Raw genomic sequence first — 20,766 nt, 5'->3', positions numbered from 1 at the left:
CCAGCCTATCGCCGCGCCCGGGCCGGATAAGGCCGGGCGCGGACAAAGAGGGGACAATTCACGCCATCCGTGCGGCCAGCCTAGCACGGGCCGGCGGCGCGGGGCATGGCGCCTATTGCAGCAGGCGCGGCGGCAGGGCGTGGCGCGGCGGCGGGCGCAGCGCGGCGGTGGCGCGGGCCTCCTCCTCCGGCAGCAGGGCGGCCAGCGCCTCGGCCAGCAGGGCGCGGGTCGTGGCGGTGGCCGGCAGCAGCGGCAGGCGCGGCCTGGCGTCGCAAAGCCGCAGCAGGCCGAGCGCCGCCTTCAGCGGCACCGGGCTGCTCTCGCGGAACAGCAGCTCGGCCAGCGGCGCCAGCCGGTCGCGCAGCTCCGCCACCCGGTCCGGGTCCTGCGCCGCCCAGGCGGAGTGCAGCGCGCTGCACAGCGCCGGCACCAGATTGCCCAGCACCGAGACGCAGCCCGACCCGCCCATGGCCAGATGCGCGACCGCGGTGGCGTCATCGCCCGAGAGCTGCGTGAAATCCCGCCCGCAGAGCCGCGCCAGCCGCGCCGGCCGCGCCAGATCGGCGGTCGCGTCCTTCAGCGCCTGGATCAGATTGGCGTCGCGCAGCCGGGCGATGCTGTCATCGGCGAAGCCGACCCCGGCGCGGCTCGGCACGTCGTAGAGCACCAGCGGCAGCCGGCCGGCGGCGGCCACGGCGCGGATATGGGCGCAGAGCCCCTCCTGCCCCGGCCGCACATAGGGCGGGGCGGAGACCAGCAGCGCCGCCGCGCCGCAGAGCGCGGCGGATTGGGCGAGGGCCGCCGCCGCCTCGGTGCTCGGCGCGCCGACGCCGGCGATGACCGGCACGCGGTGGCCCACCGCCTCGGCCACCACATGCAGGGCGCGGCCATGCTCGGCGGCGCTCAGCGCCGGCGCCTCGCCGGTGCTGCCACAGGCCACGACGCCGCTGGCGCCGCGCGCCACGACACGCTCGGCCAGGGCGGCCAGGGCGGCCTCGTCGATCTGGCCGCTGCCGGGGATGAAGGGGGTCGGCAGGGCCGGGATCAGCCCGCGCAGGACGGGCGCGATCATGCGCCGCGCCCGCCCTGACGGGGCAGCGCCGGCTGCGGCATGGTGCCGAGCAGCAGCAGCGCGGCGCCGTCGCGCCCGGCGATGGCGCGCAGCCGGATCTGCCGGAAGCCCTCGGCGCGCAGGCCGCGACCGATGGCGCGGGCCAGGGCGCGCGGGCCGGCCGCCGCCTCGCCGGGCAGCGCCAGCACCAGCCGGCCGCCCGCCGCCAGCGCGCGCCGTGCGCTGCGGGCGATGGTCAGCGCCATGGATTCCGAGGCGATGGCCGGCGCCAGCACCAGATCGGCGGGCTCCGGATGGGCCGGGGCGTGGCGCGCCTCGGCGCCGCTGCGGCAGCCATGGCGCGCGGCGGCGCAGAGCAGCCCGGCGCCGCGCGGGCCGATGATCAGCACGCGGTCCTGCTCGCGCAGCGCCGCCTCGGCGACCAGCCGGTCCAGCAGCGCGGCCGCGGCCGGCTCGGGATGGGACAATGCAGTGGATGACATGGGATCCTCCAGCCCCGAGCATCCGCGCCGCGGCCGTAAAGGCGCCATGCGCAAGCCGTGGCGGGCGGCTAAATTCCGCATAAATCCCCGGCCACGCCACACCGGCTTTACGGCGCCTTGATGCGCCGGGGCGGGGTTTCGCATGGCCGCTTTACGGGCATCGCCCCTAGGCCAGGGGCGCGGCCGCCGCCTCCGGCCGGCCGCGCTTCGCCTGTCCCGAGGATCGATCCATGCCTGCCGCAACGGCCCGTTTTCCGGCCTTCTCCGCCGCCTCCCTGACCGCCGGCCTCGCCGCGGTGCTGACCCTCCCCGCCCCCGCCGCGCGGGCCTTCGAGCTGGAGGCGGCGGACCTCACCGTCACCGCCACCCCGTCGCTCTCCAGCGACTACCTGTTCCGCGGCCTCAGCCAGACGCGCAACCGGCCGGCGGCGCAGGCGACGCTGGATCTGCAGCATGGCAGCGGCGTCTATGTCGGCGGCTTCCTCAGCAACGCCAGCTTCCTGGGCAGCCCCGCCAATGACACGCGGCAGGAGCTGGACCTGATGGCCGGCTACCGCTTCAGCCTGGGCGGCGTGGCCTTTGACGCCGGCTACATCGCCTATCTTTATCCCGGCCAGGACAAGGCGGCGGGCGGCCAGGTCAACGAGTATCAGGAGCTGGTGCTGAAGGCCGCCTACGCCATCGACCCGCTGAAGCTGACCGGCGCCTTCAACTACGCGCCGAATTTCTTCGGCCGCTCCGGCCAGGCCTACGCGCTGGAAGGGCTGGCGGAGCTGAGCCTGCCGGCCGGCTTCACCGCCAGCGGCCGGCTCGGCTACCAGTGGATCGAGCGCAACACGCTGTTCGGCACGCCGGATTATCTCTGGTACGCGGTCGGCCTGGCGCGCGAGATCGGCGCCGGGGTCACCGCCAGCCTGTCCTGGTCCGGCACCTCGATCCGCCAGCGCGATTGCGCCCCCGTCGCGGATCGCGCGCCCGAGGGGCAGAAGATCTGCGATGGCCGGCTGCTGCTGACCCTCAGCCGCGCCTTCTGAGGGGCGCGCCATGCATCCCGCCCTGCCCCGGCAGCCCAGGCCGTGGCGCTGGCTGCGCGCCGCCGGCCCGGCCCGGCTGGTCGGGCTGGGCTTCCTGGCGGAGCTGGGCTGGGCGGGGTTCGGCTCGCTCGGCCTCGGGCTCGGCATGCGCGGGGCGGAGGCGGCGCGCTGGGCCTGGCCCTGGCTGGGCGGCGCCGTGGCGCTGGCGCTGCTGGCCGGCCTCGCCGCCCTGCTGGCCGAGCTGCCCCCGGCCGGGCACCCGCCCCTCCCGCCGCCGGGCCAGGCGCCGCCTCGCTGAGCGTCGCGGCTCAGCCGGTGGCGGGCGGCGCCGCCTCGGCCAGCAGCGTGTCGCGCTGCTGCTTGCGCAGGCTCTCCCCGGTGCGCGCCGCCTCCGCCCGCAGGCTGAGGAAGGCGGCCTCGGTGGCCAGGATATGCGCGCGCATCGCCTCCTCGGCCGCGGCGGCGTTGCCGGCCAGGATGGCGGCGGCGATGGCGCGGTGCTGCGCCAGGATCTCGCCGCGCAGCGCGTCGCGCTGCCAGTACTGCTCATGGCTGAACAGGATGCCGCGCTGCAGCAGCCCGGCGAAGACCCGCAGCACATGCAGCAGCACCAGATTGTGGCTGGCCTCATGCACCAGGAGATGCAGCTGCAGATCGGCCGCGGCTTCCTCGGCCGGCGCGGCGTCGCGATGCGCGGCTTCCATCCTGGCCAGGCAGTCCTGCAGCGCGGCGCGCTCCGGCGCGGTGATGCGCACCGCCGCCAGCGCCGCCGCCTGCGGCTCGATCAGCCGGCGGTACTCGAAATAATCCTGGCCGATGCGCGGATGGCTGCCGAACAGCCCGGCCAGCGGGGCGGAGAGCGGGGCCAGGAAATCCGCCACCATCGTGCCGGCGCGGGAGGAGGCGAGCAGCCCCTTCTGCTCCAGCAGCGCCAGCGCCTCGCGCAGCGAGGGGCGCGAGACGCCGAGCCGCGCCGCCAGCTCGCGCTCCGGCGCCAGCCGGTCGCCGGGGCGCAGCACGCCCTCCAGCACCAGCGCCTCCAGATGGGCGGCCACCGCTCCGGCGAGCGGCGGCGGCCGGAAATCACTCATCGCCCGGGTCCTGCTCCGATCCCTGGTCAAAACTCTTTACCAAACCCGCGCGCGGAGGGACATTGGGCAAACGCCCGCCGCACCATTTCGCAGGATCTGCCATGCCGCCCGTCACCAATATCGAGGATCTGCGCCGCATCGCCCGCCGCCGCATCCCGCGCGCCATCTTCGACTATGCCGATCGCGGCTCCTATGACGAGGCGACGCTGCGCGCCAATCGCGACGACCTCTCGGCGCTGAAGCTGCGGCAGCGGGTGATGATCGACGTCTCCGACCGCAGCACCGAGACGACCCTGCTGGGTGACAAGGTGACCATGCCGGTGGCCATCGCGCCGACCGGGCTGACCGGCCTGTTCCATGCCGATGGCGAGATCCATGGCTGCCGCGCGGCGCATCGCTTCGGCATTCCCTTCACCCTGTCGACCATGTCGATCTGCTCGATCGAGGATGTGGCCGGGGCGGTCGACAAGCCCTTCTGGTTCCAGCTCTACGTCATGCGCGACCGCGGCTTCGCCCGCTCGCTGGTGGAGCGCGCCATCGCCGCGAAATGCTCGGCGCTGGTGCTGACTCTGGACCTGCAGATCCAGGGCCAGCGGCACCAGGACATCAAGAACGGGCTGGCGGTGCCGCCGAAGCTGACCGTGAAGAACATGCTGGACGTGGCGACCAAGCCGCGCTGGGCGCTGGAAGTGCTGCGCGGCAGGCGCAAGACCTTCGGCAACCTGACCGAGGCGCCGGGTGCCAAGGAGGGGCTGAACACGCTCTCGCACTGGATCGCCGGGCAGTTCGACCCGTCGCTCTCCTGGAAGGATGTCGCCTGGATCCGCTCGATCTGGCCGGGCAAGCTGATCCTGAAGGGCGTGCTGGATGTCGAGGATGCGCGTCTGGCCGCCGAGACGGGGGCGGATGCGCTGGTCGTCTCCAACCATGGCGGGCGGCAGCTGGATGGCGCGCCCTCCTCCATCTCCGTGCTGCAGCCGATCGCCGAGGCGGTGGGCGAGCGCGTCGAGGTCTGGTTCGATGGCGGCATCCGCTCCGGCCAGGACGTCATGAAGGCCGTGGCGCTGGGCGCGCGCGGCTGCATGATCGGCAAATCCTGGCTCTACGGCCTGGCCGCCGGCGGCGAGGCCGGGGTGACCAAGGCGCTGGAGATCATCCGCAAGGAGCTCGACATCTCCATGGCGCTGACCGGCACGAAGAGCATCGCCGGCATCACGCCGGAGATCCTGCACGCGCCGCGCCGCGGCGATGTGCTGCGCTCGGGGGAGTCGCGCCAGGCGGCGGAGTGAGGGGCGGAACTGCCGGGCAAGGCGGCGAGAGCGGTGACGTAGCTGCCCTCCCTCCTCCGACCGCTATCGTATCTTTTCCGAAATAGTCCTGCCGGCAAAAAATCCGGCTTGAAAACGGGATTGTACCGGTTACGCTTCGACACACAGTTTCGTGAGAAGAGCAGACCGTGATTCGTCCCGTTCTGCGGGTCGCGGCCGCCAGCCTGATGCTGGCCGGCTGCGTCACCGCCAATGAAGTGGCCATGAAGGTCGGCCAGCCCCCCGAGCAGCAGCAGCAGATCCGCGAGACCGAGACCCGCCGCTGGCTAGGCCAGGAGCAGGAGTTGCTGAGCGAAGCAACCCAGGTGCTGCAGGATCTCGGCTACACCATCACCGAATCCTCGGCCCCTGCCGGCGTGCTGGCGGGCAACAAGCATCGCGACGCCCGGGAGGCCGGGCAGGTGGTCGGCGCCATTCTGGTCGCCGTGCTGGCCGGCGCCAATGCGGCGCGCTGGGACACCGACCAGTTGATTCAGGTGACGCTGACGACCTGGCCTGAGCGGCCGAGCGGTCTGGTGCTCGCCTCCACCGCCCAGGCGCCGCAGCGAATCGCCATGCGGGTGTCGTTCGAGCGCTTGGTGCAGAACAATCGCGGGGAGGTCCGGCACGAGACGCTGAGCGACCAGACCCTGATGCAGGAATTCTACAACCGGCTGCAGCAGAGCCTGGCCGGCAAGGCGCAGCCGCTGTGAAGCGCCATCTCCTCGCCCTGCCGCTGCTGTTGGCCCTTGGCGCCTGTGTCACTCCGGGCGAGCGCCCGATGATCGCCAGCAAGCTGAGCGCCGTCCAGCTGCGCAGCATCCAGAGCCGCACCTTCGACACGGCGGACCGCAACCAGGTGCTGCGGGCGATCATCGCCAGCATGCAGGACCAGGGCTATGCCATCACCAAGGTCTCGCCAGAGGCCGGTACGGTCAGTGGCGTGAAGCGCGGGCTGCTGCGTCTGACCGCCTCGGCCTATCCGCGCGGTGCCACCCAGACGGTGGTTCGGGCCAATGCCCTGGTGCCGATGGCCGCCGGCGACACGCAGGTGGACGACCCCGCCTTCTATCGCGACCTGTTCTTCGAGCCGCTGTCGCGCAACCTGGCGATCGCCGCCATGGCCGCACCTGACAGCGAGGAAGCGGCGCCGCTGCCCGCCGTGCCGGCCGCCACGCCGATCCGCCCTGTCACCGGGCCTTCCGGCAGTTAAGGATTTTCAAGATGCGTTCCTCCTACTGGCTGCTGGCATTGCTGGCCGCCACCGCCTGCGCCCCCGCATCCCAGCACGCCGCCGAGGTGGCGCGCGGCCAGGAGGCGGGCAGCCGCCTGACCGTGGGCACCGTGCAGCGTGAGATCCGCGTCGGCATGACCAATGCCCAGGTGATCGAGGTGCTGGGCTCGCCCAACGTCGTCACCACCGATGAACAGCGGCGCGAGACCTGGGTCTATGACCGCATTGCGACCCAGACGGTGCAGAGCGGCAGCAGCGGCGGCGCCAGCCTGCTGTTGCTGGGCGTCGGTGGCAGTGCCGGCGCCGTCAGCACCAGCCAGCGCACGCTGACCATCATCATTCGCTATGATGGCGAGGGGCGCGTTCGCGACTTCTCCTACCGCTCCAGCAGCTTCTGATGCTGCGGCGGCGCTTCGCCCTGCTGGCGGGGGCCACCCTGCTGGCAGGTTGTCAGCAGGAGGCGGCGCAGCTGCATGCCGGTGCCATGGCGCCGACCGACGGCGCCCTGGCGCTGCGCCGGCTGCAGTCGCGCCGATTCGACACGCCGAACGAGGCTCTGCTGATGCAGGCCTCGGTCGGTGTCATGCAGGATCTTGGCTTCACCATCGAGGATGCGCGGGCTGAAGCCGGCCTCATCGTCGCCTCCAAGGACCGGGACGCGGTGGAGGCGCAGCAGGTGGCCGCACAGGTGTTGCTGGTGCTGCTGGCGGCGATGGCCAAGACGCAGCACCAGGCCAGCTGGGAAAAAGATCAGCGCATCCGCATCGCCCTGGTGATCAACCGCAGCGGCGATGGGCGCGGCTGCATCGCCCGCGCCACCGTGCAGCGCGTGGTGCTGAACACCGAGCGTCGCGTCACCCGTGCCGAGACGATCGAGGACCCCGCCATCTACCGCGCCTTCTTCGAGGCGCTTTCGAAATCGGTCTTCCTCGAGGCTAACGAGATATGATCGCGCGCAGCCTTCTGATCAGCCTTCTGGTGGCGCTGGCCGCCTGCCAGACCGATTCCCGCCAGCAGATCCTGGCTTCCTCCCGCAGCCAGGTCGACATGCGCGCCATCTCCAGCCGCGCCTTCGACACGGCCGATCGCGGCGTGGTGCTGCGCGCCTCGCTCGCCGCGCTGCAGGATCTCGGCTTCTCCATTGACCGGGCGGATGACACGCTCGGCGTCATCAGCGCCACCAAGCTGCAGGGCTATGCCATGCGCCTGACGGTGACGGTGCGGCCGCGCGGCCCACAGCAGACCGTGGTGCGGGTCAGCGGGCAGTACAACCAGCAGGAAGTGGCGGATCCGGCATCCTTCCAGCACTTCTTCCGCGCGCTGGAACAGGCGCTTTTCCTCACCGCCAACGCCGTCGACTGAACAGGCCCGCCCGGGTCGGCCCGCCGGGCGGCTCACGCCGCCCGCAGCGCGCCCAGGAAATGGTCCATCTGGCCGCGCAGCCCTTCGGATTGCCGCGCCAGCTCGCCGGCGGCGGCGCGCACATCCTCGGCGGCACGGCCGGTGCGGCCGGCATCCTCGCTGACGCCGGAGGCGTGGCGCGAGGCCTCCTGCGTGCCGCTCGCCGCCTCGGCCACCGCGCGGCCGATCTCCTGCGTCGCCTCGGCCTGCTGCTGCGCCGCCTGGGCGACGGCGCCGGTCGCCTCGTTCAGCTCGCGGATCATATGGGCGATACCGCCGATGGCCTGCACGGTGCGCCCGGTCTCCGCCTGCATGGCGGCGATCTGCTGGCTGATTTCCTCGGTCGCGCGCGCCGTCTGGCTGGCCAGGTTCTTCACCTCGCCGGCGACCACGGCGAAGCCCTTGCCGGCCTCGCCGGCGCGCGCCGCCTCGATCGTCGCGTTCAGCGCCAGCAGATTGGTCTGGCTGGCGATGGAGGTGATCAGCTGCACCACATCGCCGATCCGCCCCGCCGCCTCGGCCAGGCCGCGCACCGTGCCCTCGGTCTGGCCGGCGGCCTCGCTCGCCGCATGGGCGCGGGTCGCGCCCTCGCGCACCTGGCGCGCCACCTCGGCGATGCTGGCGGAGAGTTCCTCGGCCGCCGCCGCCACGGTCTGCACATTCTCGCTGGCCTGGGCGGAGGCGCGCGCCACCGCCTGGGCGCGGCCATTGCCGCTGGCCGCGATCTCCACCATCGAGCCGGCGGTGGCGTCCATCTCGGTCGCCGCGGCGGCGACGGCGCGCAGCGCGCCGGCCGCCTCCTCCTCGAAGCCGCGCAGCAGCGCATCGACGCGCGCGGCGCGCTCCAGCCGCTGGCGCTGCTCCTCCTGCTGGCGCGCCTCCAGCGCCAGCCGCTCCGCCGAGGCGGCGCGCAGCGTCTCGATCGCCTGGGCCATGCCGCCCAGCTCGTCGCGCCGGGCGCGGCCGGGCACGGCCAGCTGCAGCTCGCCGCCGGCGATGCGGCCGACGGTCGCGGTCAGCGCCTGCAGCGGCAGCACCACGCGGCGCAGCAGCAGCAGCATGGACAACCCGGCCAGGCCGGCCAGCAGCACCGCCAGGCCACTGGCGGCGATGAAGCGCGCCCGCGCCTCGGCGGTGGTGTCGGCGGTCAGGTCCAGCGCCGCGTCCAGCGCCGCGTCGCGCAGGCCGAGGATGCGCGCCTGGGCCGGGGTGGACCAGGCGCGATAGGGCTCGACCGGCATTGGCCAGCTGACCGCGCCGCCCTGCATGGCCTGCCAGCCCAGCGCCAGATGCTGGCGCCAGCGCGGCTCATCCTCCGCCTCCAGGCTGCGCTTCTGCGCGGCCAGCGCGGCCTGCAGCGCGGCATAGTCCCGCAGCCCGGCCATCAGCCGCTGCGCCGCCTGCCAGGCCTGCTCGATCCGCCCGGTCTGCAGCTGCGCCAGCTGCATCGCCTCGGGCGTCACCGGCTGGCCCTGCATCCAGCTGACGATCGCCGTGTTGCGCCGCCCGGCCATGTCGCGGATGTCCATCACCGCATTGGCGACCTCCAGCAGCAGCCCGGCATCGGGAGCCTGGGCATAGACCTGGCGGGAGGCGCGGGCGGCCAGCCGCGCCATGGTCTCCACCCCGGCATTGCGCAGTTCCTGGGTGGCGGTCGGCATGGCGGCGTCGCGCTCGGCCAGGGGGCGGCGCATCTCCGCCAGGCTGCGCGGGCGCAGCGTCGCGATGCGCGATTCGATGTCGCGCAGCGGCGCCGGGTCCAGCCCGGCGGCCTGGGCGCTCGCCGCCGCCTCGCGCAGCAGCCGGTCGGTCTCCGGCGCCACCCGCTCCTGCGCCGCGACATCAGGGCTCGGGCTGCGCAGCTGCGAGGCATGGCCGCCGATCTCGGCGGCGATGGCGGTCTGGGCACGCTGCGCATCGCTGACCGCTCGGCTGGCCAGATGGGCCCGCTCGGCGCGCTGCCAGTCGGACCAGGCGTCGAAGCAGGTCCAGATCGTCGCCAGCCCCCCGGCGGTGGCGACGCTGCAGAAGCAGAGCAGAAAGAAGGTCCGGATGCGCAATGGAGGCTCCCCTGGGCAGAGCCTCGTTCTAGGGCGCGCCGCTTAACCGCGGATTGAGCCCCGGGGGCGCTAGCGGTAGTCGCGCGACGGGGGCAGCGCGTCGAGGAAGCGCTGCGCCCGGTCGCGCAGCGCGGCGAGCCGCTCCGCCGGCATGCGCTCCAGATTGCGCAGCGGCATGGCCATGCGGGCATTGCCGCGCCAGCGCCCGGCATGGCGGGCGATGAAATCCCAGTAGAGCGCGTTGAAGGGGCAGGCCCCCTCCCCCTCGGCCTGCTTCACCTCGTAGCGGCAGCCGCCGCAATAATCGCTCATGCGGTGGATATAGGCGCCGGAGGCGGCATAGGGCTTGGAGGCCATGGCGCCGCCATCGGCGAACAGCGCCATGCCCTGGGTGTTGGGCAGCTGCACCCATTCATAGGCGTCGGCATAGACCGCCAGATACCATGCATTCACCGCCACCGGGTCGATGCCGGCCAGCAGCGCGAAATTGCCGGCCACCATCAGCCGCTGGATGTGGTGCGCATGGGCGTGGTCGCGGGTCTGCGCCAGGGTGTGGCGCAGGCAGGCCATGTCGGTCTCGGCGGTCCAGTAGAAATCCGGCAGCGGGCGGCGGGCCTCCAGCGCATTGCCCGCCGCGTAATGCGGCATGCGCAGCCAGTAGAGGCCGCGCACATATTCGCGCCAGCCCAGGATCTGGCGGATGAAGCCCTCGACGGCGTTCAGCGGCGCGCGGCCGGCGCGGTACTCGGCCTCCGCCGCCTGGCAGATCTCCAGCGGGTCGAGCAGCCCGCCATTCAGCGCCGGCGAGACCAGGCTGTGGTAGAGCACCGGCTCGCCCACCGCCATGGCGTCCTGGTAGTCGCCGAAGCGCGGCAGGCGGTGCGCCAGGAAATCCCGCAGCGCCACCCCCGCATCGCGCGCGGTGACCGGCCAGGCGAAGCCGTCCAGCCCGCCATAGCGGCGCGGGAAGCGCCGGGCGACGAGCTCGAGCACCTCGCGCGTGATGGCGTCGGGCGCGAAGCGCGGCAGCGGTGGCGGCGCCACGCCCTTCGGCAGGCGCTTGCGGTTCTCGGCGTCGAAATTCCACTGCCCGCCGGTGGGGGTGCCGTCGGGCTCCAGCAGCAGGCGGTGGCGCTGGCGCATCTCGCGGTAGAAGAACTCCATGCGCAGCTGCCGCCGCCCGCCGGCCCAGCGGGCGAATTCCGCGCGGGTGCAGAGGAAGCGGTCATCCTCGCGGATCTCGACCGGGATGCCGGCGGCGGCCTCCCAGCCCTGCATCGCCTCGGCCACGCGCCATTCGCCGGGATGGGTGGCGATGATGCGGCTGGCGCGGTGGCGGCGCACGGCGCGCAGCACCTCGCCGGTGAAGCTGCCGCTGTTCTCCGGGTCGTCGAGCCGGATGTGCTCGGCGCGGACGCCGCGCGCCACGAGGGCCGCGTGGAAATGCCGCAGCATCGAGAAGATCAGCGCGATCTTCTGCCGGTGATGCGGCACCGTCCCGGCTCTCCTCCGCCACCTCCATGCTGAGCACCACGTCGCGCGCGCGGTCGAGGTCGCGCAAGGCCGAGAGGCCGCGGCTGCACTGGTCACCCAGGATGATGCGGAGCGTGGTCATGGCGTGGCATGTCGGGCCAGCGCGCGATTCCGGAAGCCCCCGGCGGGGGCGGGCCGCTCAGGGAATCCAGCGCAGGAAATCCCAGGTCTCCAGCGGCGAATAGCCCAGCCAGCGGCGCAGCCGCCGGTCCAGCCAGATCACCACCACCACCCCCACCAGCAGGCCGAGGATGATCGAGGTGAACTGCGCCATATCCGGGCTGGCGGCGGTGAAGCCCAGCCGCAGGAACAGCGCGTCCAGGCCGATGACCACCGGCGCCGCCACCAGCACGCCGAGCGTCAGCGCCACCACCAGCCAGAACAGCGACACGAGGATGTCGCGCAGCCCGCGCCAGAAGCCCTTCATGCTCATCGCCGCCTCCCTCCGCCTTGCCTGACATCCAGCGAAGCCGGGCAATGCGGAGGGAATGCGGCAGCCCCGCACACAAGCGGTTGAGCGGCGCCGGGCGGGGCGCTCAGCCCTCGGGCTGGTAGATCACCTCGCTGCCATCCTCGCCCAGCATGCGGAAGCCGGTCCAGCGGCCGGCGGCATCGTAGCGCGCCACCATGCCGCGCGGCGCCCATTGCCACAGCGTCTCGCCCCCCTCGCGGCCGCGCTGCGGCGCACCCTCCAGCACCTGGCCGGTGGCGGTGTCGAACAGGGTGCGGCCGGGCAAATGCTCGGGCGCCCACCAAGCCAGCGGCGCCGCCGCGGCCGGCAGGGCCAGCGCGCCCTCCGGCCCGCGGCCGCGCAGCCCCTCGGCCGTGGCCGCCAGCTCGACCCGGCCCTGGCTGCCATTGCGCTCGGTCAGCGCGGCATAGCCGGCCAGCCGGTCGCCCTGCCAGCGCTCGGCATATTCGTGGCGCATGCGGAAGACGGTGAAGGAGAGCAGCTTCACCTCGACCAGCACGACGCTGCGCACCGTGCCATCGGGCTCGGCCTGGACGGTGTGGCGGCCGACCTCACGCCCCTCGCGCAGCAGGCGGAAGCGGTAGCCCTGCGGCGGCAGGGCGGCGCGCCCGGCGCCCGGCGCCAGCAGCGCCGCCAGCCCGAGCGCGGGGGCGCCGAGCAGCAGGCGCCGTGGCAGCGCCCCCCTCACCCCTTGCTGCGCAGGCTCGCCCGCCCGCCATCCACGCCGATCACCTGGCCGCTGATCCATGCCGCCTCCGCCGAGAGTAAAAATGCCGCGAGCCCGGCGGCGTCCTCCGCCTGGCCCAGCCGGGGCAGAGGATGCAGCTTCGCGATGCCCTCCGCCATGGCCGTGTTGCCGGTGAGCGGCGCCGCCATGCCGGTGCGCATCAGGCTTGGGGCGATGGCGTTGACGCGGATCGCCGGCGCCAGCTCGGCCCCCAGCGCCACCACCAGCCCCTCCACCGCGCCCTTGGCGGCGGCGATGGCGGCATGCGCCGGAAAGCCCTGCCGCGCCGCGATGGAGGAGAACAGCACCACGCTGCCACCGCCCTCGGCCCGCGCCAGGGCCGGCTGCGCCGCCTGCACGGCCAGCGCCGCGCCCAGCGCGTTCAGCCGGAAGGCGTCGAGGAAATCGTCCTCGGAAAGCCGCGCCAGCGGCCGCAGCGGGATGGAGCCGACGCAATAGGCCAGCCCCTCCAGCACCGGGCCGGCGCTGGCCAGGGCCTGGGCCATCGCCTCCGGCCGCAGCGCATCGGCCACCGCCTGCGGCGCCTCCAGCTCCGCCGCCAGGGCGCCGAGCCGCGCCGCGTCGCGGCCGATCAGCAGCGGCACCCGCCCCGCGGCCTTCAGCCGCCGCGCCAGCGCGCTGCCCACCCCACCCGTCGCCCCGATCACCGCCACGACCATGCGCTGTCCTCCTGCGATCCTGCGGCGCAGATGGGGCCGGGGCGCGGAAGCGGAAGCCGGCCGGGCGGCGGCCCCGGCAGCGGCCAGGCGGGCGCAGCACCCCCCGCGACAGCGGCGGCGTGGCGTGGCAGAGTGCGGCCATGCGGCAATTGCTCCTGTTGCGGCACGCGAAATCGTCATGGGACGATCCCAGCCTGCCGGACCATGCCCGCCCGCTGAACGCGCGCGGCAAACGCGCTGCCGTGGCCATGGCGGGCGTCTTCCACGGGCTCGGCCTGGCGCCGGACATCGTGCTGGTCTCCTCCGCCCGGCGCACCCTGCAGACGCTGGAGGCCCTGGCCCCGCTGCCGGACAGCCCGATGGTCGAGCCGATGGACGATCTCTACCTGGCGCCCTGGGCCAGCCTGATCGACACGCTGCGGCAGACGCCGGAGACGGCGCGCAGCCTGCTGCTGATCGGGCACAATCCCGGGCTGCACGATCTGGCCCTGGCGCTCGCCGGCCCGGCCGGCATGGCCGGCAAGGCGCCGGGCACGCAGCGCCTGGCCGAGGGCTATCCGACCGGCGCGCTGGCCGAGTTCAGCATCGCCGCGCCCTGGCGCGCGCTGGAGGCGGGCGGCGGCAGGCTGGTCCGCTTCGTGGCGCCGAACGACCTGCCGGAGATGGCCGCCTGAGCGAGACCCCGCCCCCGAAGCGGCCGCGCCGGCCCGTCGCCACGCGCCGCCCGCCGGCCGGCCCGGCCAGGGCCCGGCGCCGCGCCCAGGACCTGCCCCAGGGGGACCTGCCCCAGGCGGACCTGCCCCAGGCGGACCTGCCCCAGGGTGGCCCGCCGGACGGCCCGCCGGGCCAGCCCGCGCCCGAGGCCCTGCTGCAGGCCGCGGCAGCGCCCGAGCCCGCCGCCATGCCGGTTCCGCCGGTCGAGCCCCCGCTCCCCCCCGGCACGGCCGAGGCGCCGCCGCTGACGCTGGAGCTGCAGCTGGAGGGCAGCGCCCAGGCGCTGTGGCGCCACGCGGCGCTGGCCGGCACGCGGCGCGGCCGCGCCCAGCCGGAGGAATGGCTGTGGCTGGACAGCGCCGACCGGGCGCTGCGCCAGGCCGGACAGGCGCTGCGCGCGCCGCCGCAGGGCAGCCGCGCCCTGCTGCCCCTGCAGCCGCCCGGCGCGCTGCCCCTGCCCGGCCTGCCGGCCGGGCCGCAGCCCCTGCCGGAGGAGGCGGTGCCCGCCGCGGCCAGCGGCCAGGCGCTGCTGCCCATCGCGTCCTATGCCGGGCAGGCGACGCGGCTGATGACGCCGCAGGGCGTCTCGCTGCTGCTGCGCCAGGGGGTGCTGCGCGCTGCAAGGCCGCTCTCCGCCGGGGCGCCGACCCTGCCCGCCCCCGAGGCGGTGCCCGAGCGCGCCGTGCAGCGCCTGCTGCTGCAGGGCCCGCCGCCGGCGGTGCTGGCGCTGGCCCTGGCGCTGGCCGCCGATCTGCCGCTGCTGCCCGCCTTGCGCGGGCTGGACGAGGCCGCCCTGGCGCTGGCCGAGGGCGAGGCCGAGGCGCCGGCCCGGCGCGGCCCGCCCGATCTCGGCGGCACCGAGGAGGCGGGGGCGGCGCTGGCGCTGGCCATCGCCCATGTCGCCGGGGTGCTGCTGAGCTACGCCCCGCTGGCGCGGCCCGAGGCCGGGCCGACCGCCGTGCACCAGCTGCGGGTGGCGGCGCGGCGGCTGCGCTCCTGCCTGAAGCTGTTCCGCCCGCTGCGCGATTCCGAGGAGTTGCGGCGGCTGGATGCCGGATTGCGCGACTTGGCCCGGACGCTGGGCGCGGCGCGGGAATGGGATGTCTTCCTGGGCGGCATGGCGGCCGAGCTCGGCGCCGCGCTGGGCCCCGATCCGCGCTGGTCGCGGCTGCTGCGCCGGGCCGAGGAGCGGCGCGACGCCGCCTATGCCCGGCTGGCCGGGCTGCTGCGCGGCCCGCAATTCCGCGCCCTGATCTGGCAGGCGATGCAGGAGGCGCTGCAACCCTCCGCCACCGGCCCGGCGACGCCGCTGCGCGCCGCGGCGCGGGCCATCCTGGCGCGCCGCCGCCGCAAGTTGATGAAGCGCGCCGCCGGCATCGCCGCCCTGTCGGACGAGGCGCTGCACGCGCTGCGGCTGGAGGCGAAGCGGCTGCGCTACGCCGCCGAGCTGTTCGCGCCGCTCTGGCCCGGCAAGGCGTCGCGCCGCTACATCAGGCGCCTCTCGGCGCTGCAGGAGGCGCTGGGCCTGTCGAATGACGGGGTGGCGGCGCGCGGGCTGATGCAGGCCCTGGCCGAGCGGGACGAGGCGCTCCCGGCCGCCCCCGCCTGGGCGGTCGGGCTGGTGGAGGGCTGGGCCCTGGCCTCGGCCCGCGGCATGCGCGAGGCGGCGCTCGACTCCTGGCGCCGCTTCGCCAGGCAGGACCCGTTCTGGACCGCCTGAGGGCCGGCGCCGGCCCCGGCTGAGCGCCCCGCCGACGCCTGGTGTCGGCGGCGGCCCGCGCGCATCCTCCGCCCGGCTGGAACGTTCCGGAGGCGTGCCCCGCCGCGCCGGCGGGGTGCGGCCGCTCTGCCGCCAAGGCATGGCTGGGCGTTAACCTCCAACTCTGCTGCAAGGCGAGTGAATGGAAACTTTTTCAACGCTTGAACCGTTAACCCCCCTCGTCTAACGCTTCGCCGCGTGTTGACCCGTCGCCGTATCTTCCGCCCCGCCCCCGCCCCGCGCCGCTGGCGCGGGATCGCCATGGGCAGCGTCCTGGGTGTCATGGCCCTGGCGCTGGCCGGTCTCGGCCTGCCGGCCAATCTGTTCGGCTCCGCCCCCCGAGAACAGGACTGGAATGCCGCCGCCGCCCAGGTGCGGGTGGTGGATGGCGACACGCTGCGCCTGGGCGAGCGCACGCTGCGCCTGGCCGGGCTGGTCTCGCCGCCGCGCGGCCAGACCTGTAGCACCGCCAATGGCGTCGGCTTCGATTGCGGCGGCGCCGCCGCGCAGGCGCTGGCGCAGCTGGTGCAGAATCGCGATCTGAGCTGCCGCGTGCAGGGCCGCGACCGCTTCGGCCGGGCGCTCGGCACCTGCCAGGCCGGCGGGGTGGAGACCAATGCGGCGCTGGTCGCCGCCGGCTGGGCCCTGGCCGAGAGCGCCGGCGGGGCCGAGCTGCAGGCGGCCGAGCAGGGCGCCCGCGCCGCCCGCCGCGGCCTGTGGTCGCACCCCGAGGGCGCGCCCGAGAGCTGGCGCGCCCGCTTCTGAACCGCCCGCCGGGCGGCCCCGGCGCCGCCTTCCGAGTCGGCCTGTTCCGCTCCGTGGAATTGCGGCATTTTCACGGCGAAGCGGGCTCCGGAACCGCTGCGGCACCGGCCCCCGGATGGACAAGGGTGCAGCCCAGCGCATAATCTTGCGCTGCATCATAGACGGCGCGGCCACCCCCGGGACGCCGCCGCCCTCCCCGAAACGAGGAAGACGCCATGAGCAGCACGGCCAAAGGGTCCGTTACCGTCACGCTCGACGAGTCTGGCAAGAGCGCCAAACTGCCGCTGATCCAGGGCTCGATTGGCCCCGATGTCTTCGATATCCGCAAGCTCTACGGCGAACTGGGCGTCTTCACCTTCGACCCCGGCTATGGCGGCACCGCCGCCTGCGAGAGCGCCATCACCTATATCGATGGCGACCAGGGCGTGCTGCTGTATCGCGGCTATCCGATCGAGCAGCTGGCCGAGAAGAGCAACTTCCTGGAAGTCTCCTACCTGCTGCTGCATGGCGAGCTGCCGACCAAGGAGCAGCTGGCGAAGTTCGACCGCGGCGTGACCCTGCACACCATGGTGCATGAGCAGCTGCGCAGCTTCTTCAACGGCTTCCGCCGCGACGCCCACCCGATGGCGATCCTCTGCGGTGTCGTGGGCGCGCTGTCGGCCTTCTACCATGACAGCCTCGACATCAACGACGCGCAGCAGCGCGAGATCGCGGCCTTCCGCCTGCTGGCCAAGGTGCCGACCATCGCCGCCTGGGCCTACAAGTATTCCATCGGCCAGCCCTTCATGTACCCGCGGAACGACCTCTCCTATGCGGAGAACTTCCTGTACATGCTGAACGCCGTGCCGGCCGAGGAGTGGAAGCCCAACCCCATCCTCTCCCGCGCCATGGACCGCATCCTGGTCCTGCACGCCGATCATGAGCAGAACGCCTCGACCTCGACGGTGCGGCTGGCCGGCTCGACCGGCGCCAACCCGTTTGCCTGCATCGCCGCCGGCATCGCCGCCCTCTGGGGCCCCGCCCATGGCGGCGCCAATGAGGCGGTGCTGAAGATGCTGGCCGAGATCGGCTCGGTCGAGAACATCCCCGCCTTCATCGAGAAGGTGAAGGACAAGAACTCCGGCGTGAAGCTGATGGGCTTCGGCCACCGGGTCTACAAGAACTTCGACCCGCGCGCGAAGATCATGCAGGCGACCTGCCACGAGGTGCTGGCCGAGCTCGGCATCAAGGACGAGCCGCTGCTCGACCTCGCCATGGAGCTGGAGCGCATCGCGCTGTCGGACGACTACTTCGTCAGCCGCAAGCTCTACCCGAATGTCGATTTCTATTCGGGCATCATCCTGAAGGCGATGGGCATCCCGACCCACATGTTCACCGTGCTCTTCGCGGTGGCGCGCACCGTGGGCTGGGTCAGCCAGTGGAAGGAGATGATCGAGGATCCGGCGCAGCGCATCGGCCGCCCGCGGCAGATCTACACCGGCGCCGCGAACCGCGACTTCGTCGACATGGACAAGCGCTGAGGCGAGTCGCCCGGCGCCAGGGGCGGGCCCCCGGCCCGCCTCCCCCCAGCAACCCCGCCCGGCCCCGCCGCGGCGGGGTTTTCTTTGCGCGCGGACACAAGAAAGCCGCGCAACACCCACAACCGCCACGCGGCCCGCACAATCCGACGCCGCCGGCTCAGCTATAGCGCACCGGTGCCACGGCACGCCGCCTCGCGGCATGCGGACATTTCTGGGCGGCATTTCGCGCAGCAGTGGATTTGCTCTTGCTCACGCAAGCGTGATCGTTAATGAATACCAACCGGAAGTTGGAAACCACGAGCGGAACTCCTGGAATGCGCGACATTGACAGGCCGGAACTCGTTCACCGTTCGCTGGATGACCTGGTGCGCCGGCGCCTGCGGCAATGGCCGCAGCGCCCGCCCGGCGCGCTGGACAGCCCGAAGCAGCGCGGGGTGTGGATGCGGGCCAGACCCGGTGAGCAGGATGGCACGGCGCATCCCTTCCTGCGCCTGCCCGGCTCGAACCGGCTGCGCACTGTGCCGGACGGCATGTGGCTGCATTTCAGCCCCGACCCGGCGGATGCCTATGTCGACATCCTCTGCATCGAGGCCTGCTCAACCTTGCAGAACCTGCTCGACAAGCGCTCGCGCTTCGCCCCCTCCACCACCTCGCTGCTGGCGGTCTGCCCGCTGGCCTGGCTGACGGCGCCGCTGCAGCCCGACGACAAGCTGCCGCGCTGGCGCCGCATCAAGCTGGTGCGGCAGGAGCCGGTGGAGCCGCTGGTGCTGCCGGTGCGCGATGTGCGGGTGCTCTACGGGCTGAAGAACCGGCAATATGACGGCTTCGCCCGCACCCAGATGCCGCAGGCGCATGAGTATTTCTGCCCGATGGACGCGCTGACCGATGCCGAGGGCGCCTCCAACCCCGCCATGCAGGCGCTGATCTCGCGCGCCTCGGGCGCCGCCAATTTCATGCGCCTGCCGTGACGCGGACGCTGCATGGCACGGCGCCCGGCCGTGCCTTGGCACTTTATCAATCTCCGGCTTCGCATGCTGAGGGGATGGCCAGTCTCGCCGGAATGATCATCGAGAGGGAGCTCGACGGCACAGTGCGGCACTGGCCGCGCGGCTGTGAGAGCTTCTATGGCTGGGGCGCGGCGGAAGCCTGCGGCCGCAAGCTGCATCTGCTGCTGCGCACCGTCTTTCCGGCGGGCGAGGATTTCCTCAGCGTCAGCCGCGAGCTGGTGCGCGACGGGCAGTGGCGCGGCACGCTGTGCCAGACGGCGCGCGATGGCAGCCCGCGGCTGGTGGAGGCGCATCTGGCGCTGCACCAGCCGCCGGGCGGCCAGCCTCCGGTGGTGATCGAGTATCTGGGCGATGCCGGGCACAGCCGCCGCGCCGAATTCGCCCGCAGCGCCAGCGAGGCGCGGCTGCATTCGGTGTTCGAGACGGCGGCGGACGCCATCCTGGTCGCCGATGGGCAGGGGCGCATCGTCTCGGCCAACCGCGCCACCCTGGCCATGTTCGGCTATAAGCGGGCGGAGGAGCTGGTGGGCGCCAACCTCGCCGTGCTGATGCCGCAGGGCGAAGGGGCGCGGCATGACGGCTATCTCGCCCGCTACAGCGCCAGCCTGGCGCGCGGCGGCCAGGCCGAATCCCACGCCATCGGCGTGCCGGGGCGGGAGCTGATGGCGCGCCGCCGCGACGGCTCGGAATTCCCCATCGAGCTGTCCGTCGGCTCCTTCGACTCGCATGGCGAGAAGTTCTTCACCGGCATCGTCCGCGACATCACCGAGCGCCGCCAGGCCGAGGAGATGCGCCATCTGCTGCTGCGCGAGGTCGATCACCGCGCCAAGAACGCGCTGGCCGTCGCCCTCTCCCTGCTGCGGCTGACGCCGCGCCAGGATGCCGAGACCTATGCCAGTTCGGTCGAGGGGCGCGTGGCCGCCATGGCGCGGGCGCATTCCCTGCTGGCGCAGCAGCAATGGGAAGGGGCCGAGCTGCAGGCGCTGATCGAGGGCGAGATCCTCGCCTATCGCGACCGCGTCGCGCTGATGGGCCCGCAGATCTGGCTGACCGCCAATGCCGTGCAGCCCGCCGCCATGGTGATCCATGAGCTGGTGGTGAACGCCGCCAAGCATGGCGCCTTCAGCACGCCGGAGGGGCGGGTCGCGCTCGGCTGGTCGCTGGCGCCGGAGGGCGAGCTGCTGCTCTGCTGGAAGGAGCATGGCCTGGCCATCGACCGGCCGCCGCGCCATGCCGGCTTCGGCTCCCGCCTGCTGCAATCCCTGGTGCATCGCCAGCTGCAGGGGCAGCTCAGCCTGTCCTGGGAGGCGGATGGGCTGTGCTGCCGCGTCACCCTGCCGGCGCGGCTGGCCGCCGGCGGCCCGGGCCCGGCGCCGCTGCCGGCGCGCTCCCTGCCCGGCAGCGCCTGGGTCGCGGGCATGGCCACGCGGTGAGCGCGCCCTGAGGCGCGCCACCGTGGAAACCGGAATGTCGGGAAATAAAAAACGACGCCTTTCCGGTGAACCAGGACTTTCCGAAGAAAGCCTTGGCGTCCCCTAGGGGATTCGAACCCCTGTTGCCGCCGTGAGAGGGCGGTGTCCTAGGCCTCTAGACGAAGGGGACTGGAGGCGTCGTGTGAGGGGGCTTTTATCGGCCAGGCGGGGGTCGATCAAGGGGCTGATTTCATATTTCCGCCGCCGGAATGCTTTTTTGGGTGGCGCCCCTCGCGGCAGGCCTCGCTGCAATAGCGGACCTCCTCCCACACCCGCGCCCATTTCTTCCGCCAGGCGAAAGGGCGGCCACAGGCGGCGCAGGGCTTCTCGGGGAGGTTGGGCTTGCGAGGCGGCATTGCAGGCAGAATCTTCTTTTTCTGAAGAAAAAGAAGCAAAAAGACTTTTCCTCATTTGGCGTCCCGCCTGGGGCCCGAGG

Annotated in this window: 23 protein-coding genes and 1 tRNA gene; 14 read left to right on the top strand and 10 right to left on the bottom strand. The window is 73.2% G+C overall.

The features are described 5' to 3' along the window. Window positions 1–112: 112 nt before the first annotated feature. Window positions 113–1,072, bottom strand: coding sequence for a 4-hydroxy-tetrahydrodipicolinate synthase (dapA, locus tag QE401_RS05765; RefSeq protein WP_307137306.1), 960 nt, complete (start codon window positions 1,070–1,072; stop codon window positions 113–115). After that, window positions 1,069–1,554: a hypothetical protein gene (locus QE401_RS05760; protein WP_307137305.1), complete on the bottom strand. Its 486-nt coding sequence runs from the start codon at window positions 1,552–1,554 to the stop codon at window positions 1,069–1,071. The genes dapA and QE401_RS05760 overlap by 4 nt, the downstream gene beginning before the upstream one ends. A 230-nt stretch (window positions 1,555–1,784) precedes the next feature. Here QE401_RS05760 and QE401_RS05755 point away from each other — a divergent pair, with 230 nt between their 5' ends. Beyond that, entirely contained in the window at window positions 1,785–2,588 is an 804-nt protein-coding gene (locus tag QE401_RS05755; protein WP_307137304.1) for a TorF family putative porin, read from the top strand. A 10-nt stretch (window positions 2,589–2,598) separates the two neighbouring features. Further along, window positions 2,599–2,886 carry a hypothetical protein gene (locus QE401_RS05750; protein ID WP_307137303.1) on the top strand — a complete coding sequence of 96 codons (288 nt, stop codon included), beginning with the start codon at window positions 2,599–2,601 and terminating at the stop codon, window positions 2,884–2,886. A 10-nt stretch (window positions 2,887–2,896) separates the two neighbouring features. On the opposite strand, the gene QE401_RS05745 is transcribed toward QE401_RS05750, so the two are convergent. Beyond that, window positions 2,897–3,679 (bottom strand): FadR/GntR family transcriptional regulator, encoded by a 783-nt coding sequence (locus QE401_RS05745; protein WP_307137302.1) that lies wholly within the window; start codon window positions 3,677–3,679, stop codon window positions 2,897–2,899. Between the two features lie 101 nt (window positions 3,680–3,780). Between QE401_RS05745 and QE401_RS05740 the strand changes: the two genes are divergently transcribed. The 6 genes from QE401_RS05740 (at window position 3,781) to QE401_RS05715 (ending at window position 7,582) form a co-directional block, all read left to right on the top strand. Beyond that, window positions 3,781–4,968: an alpha-hydroxy acid oxidase gene (locus tag QE401_RS05740; protein ID WP_307137301.1), complete on the top strand. Its 1,188-nt coding sequence runs from the start codon at window positions 3,781–3,783 to the stop codon at window positions 4,966–4,968. Window positions 4,969–5,135: 167 nt separating this feature from the next. Next, window positions 5,136–5,699 carry a hypothetical protein gene (locus tag QE401_RS05735; protein ID WP_307137300.1) on the top strand — a complete coding sequence of 188 codons (564 nt, stop codon included), beginning with the start codon at window positions 5,136–5,138 and terminating at the stop codon, window positions 5,697–5,699. Next, window positions 5,696–6,199, top strand: coding sequence for a hypothetical protein (locus QE401_RS05730; protein ID WP_307137299.1), 504 nt, complete (start codon window positions 5,696–5,698; stop codon window positions 6,197–6,199). The genes QE401_RS05735 and QE401_RS05730 overlap by 4 nt, the downstream gene beginning before the upstream one ends. Window positions 6,200–6,210: 11 nt before the next feature. Continuing rightward, window positions 6,211–6,618, top strand: a complete 408-nt coding sequence (gene bamE, locus QE401_RS05725; protein ID WP_307137298.1) for an outer membrane protein assembly factor BamE domain-containing protein — start codon at window positions 6,211–6,213, stop codon at window positions 6,616–6,618. Continuing rightward, window positions 6,618–7,169 carry a hypothetical protein gene (locus tag QE401_RS05720; RefSeq protein WP_307137297.1) on the top strand — a complete coding sequence of 184 codons (552 nt, stop codon included), beginning with the start codon at window positions 6,618–6,620 and terminating at the stop codon, window positions 7,167–7,169. The genes bamE and QE401_RS05720 overlap by 1 nt, the downstream gene beginning before the upstream one ends. After that, a complete protein-coding gene (locus QE401_RS05715) occupies window positions 7,166–7,582 on the top strand; it encodes a hypothetical protein (RefSeq protein WP_307137296.1) in 417 nt (138 codons plus the stop codon). The genes QE401_RS05720 and QE401_RS05715 overlap by 4 nt, the downstream gene beginning before the upstream one ends. Before the next feature lie 32 nt (window positions 7,583–7,614). Here the strand turns inward: QE401_RS05715 and QE401_RS05710 are convergent, their stop codons facing one another. The 5 genes from QE401_RS05710 to QE401_RS05690 all read right to left on the bottom strand — a co-directional run bounded on the left by QE401_RS05710 (window position 7,615) and on the right by QE401_RS05690 (window position 13,093). Next, on the bottom strand, window positions 7,615–9,681 hold the full coding sequence (locus QE401_RS05710; RefSeq protein WP_307137295.1) for a methyl-accepting chemotaxis protein: 2,067 nt from the start codon (window positions 9,679–9,681) through the stop codon (window positions 7,615–7,617). Window positions 9,682–9,750: 69 nt separating this feature from the next. Further along, window positions 9,751–11,175 (bottom strand): cryptochrome/photolyase family protein, encoded by a 1,425-nt coding sequence (locus QE401_RS05705; protein ID WP_307137294.1) that lies wholly within the window; start codon window positions 11,173–11,175, stop codon window positions 9,751–9,753. Window positions 11,176–11,353: 178 nt separating this feature from the next. Beyond that, the gene (locus tag QE401_RS05700; RefSeq protein WP_307137293.1) at window positions 11,354–11,647 is read right to left on the bottom strand and encodes a hypothetical protein; all 294 of its coding nucleotides are present in this window, start codon (window positions 11,645–11,647) and stop codon (window positions 11,354–11,356) included. 103 nt (window positions 11,648–11,750) lie between these two features. After that, window positions 11,751–12,374 carry a DUF6134 family protein gene (locus QE401_RS05695; RefSeq protein WP_307137292.1) on the bottom strand — a complete coding sequence of 208 codons (624 nt, stop codon included), beginning with the start codon at window positions 12,372–12,374 and terminating at the stop codon, window positions 11,751–11,753. Then, a complete protein-coding gene (locus QE401_RS05690; protein ID WP_307137291.1) occupies window positions 12,371–13,093 on the bottom strand; it encodes an SDR family NAD(P)-dependent oxidoreductase in 723 nt (240 codons plus the stop codon). Before QE401_RS05690 ends, QE401_RS05695 begins: the two co-directional genes overlap by 4 nt. Before the next feature lie 140 nt (window positions 13,094–13,233). On the opposite strand from QE401_RS05690, the gene QE401_RS05685 reads away from it, so the two are divergent. From QE401_RS05685 to QE401_RS05660, 6 genes are all read left to right on the top strand, one after another. Beyond that, window positions 13,234–13,767, top strand: a complete 534-nt coding sequence (locus tag QE401_RS05685) for a SixA phosphatase family protein (protein WP_307137290.1) — start codon at window positions 13,234–13,236, stop codon at window positions 13,765–13,767. A gap of 227 nt (window positions 13,768–13,994) precedes the next feature. Continuing rightward, complete coding sequence (locus QE401_RS05680; RefSeq protein WP_307137289.1) at window positions 13,995–15,527, top strand: CHAD domain-containing protein; 1,533 nt, start codon at window positions 13,995–13,997, stop codon at window positions 15,525–15,527. A gap of 240 nt (window positions 15,528–15,767) precedes the next feature. After that, complete coding sequence (locus tag QE401_RS05675; protein WP_307137288.1) at window positions 15,768–16,331, top strand: thermonuclease family protein; 564 nt, start codon at window positions 15,768–15,770, stop codon at window positions 16,329–16,331. Between the two features lie 215 nt (window positions 16,332–16,546). Continuing rightward, window positions 16,547–17,851: a citrate synthase gene (gltA, locus tag QE401_RS05670; protein ID WP_307137287.1), complete on the top strand. Its 1,305-nt coding sequence runs from the start codon at window positions 16,547–16,549 to the stop codon at window positions 17,849–17,851. Between the two features lie 314 nt (window positions 17,852–18,165). Then, a complete protein-coding gene (locus tag QE401_RS05665; RefSeq protein WP_307137286.1) occupies window positions 18,166–18,819 on the top strand; it encodes a hypothetical protein in 654 nt (217 codons plus the stop codon). A 92-nt stretch (window positions 18,820–18,911) separates the two neighbouring features. Further along, complete coding sequence (locus QE401_RS05660; protein WP_307137285.1) at window positions 18,912–20,291, top strand: PAS domain S-box protein; 1,380 nt, start codon at window positions 18,912–18,914, stop codon at window positions 20,289–20,291. A gap of 93 nt (window positions 20,292–20,384) precedes the next feature. Here the strand turns inward: QE401_RS05660 and QE401_RS05655 are convergent. Continuing rightward, window positions 20,385–20,460 (bottom strand) — tRNA-Glu (locus QE401_RS05655). Window positions 20,461–20,506: 46 nt separating this feature from the next. Next, on the bottom strand, window positions 20,507–20,686 hold the full coding sequence (locus QE401_RS05650) for a DUF2256 domain-containing protein (RefSeq protein ID WP_307140188.1): 180 nt from the start codon (window positions 20,684–20,686) through the stop codon (window positions 20,507–20,509). Window positions 20,687–20,766: the final 80 nt, after the last annotated feature.

Origin of the sequence: Pseudoroseomonas cervicalis (genome assembly GCF_030818485.1) — a bacterium.
Taxonomy (GTDB): Bacteria; Pseudomonadota; Alphaproteobacteria; order Acetobacterales; family Acetobacteraceae; genus Pseudoroseomonas; species Pseudoroseomonas cervicalis_A.
This window is presented reverse-complemented; position numbering and strand designations above follow the sequence as displayed.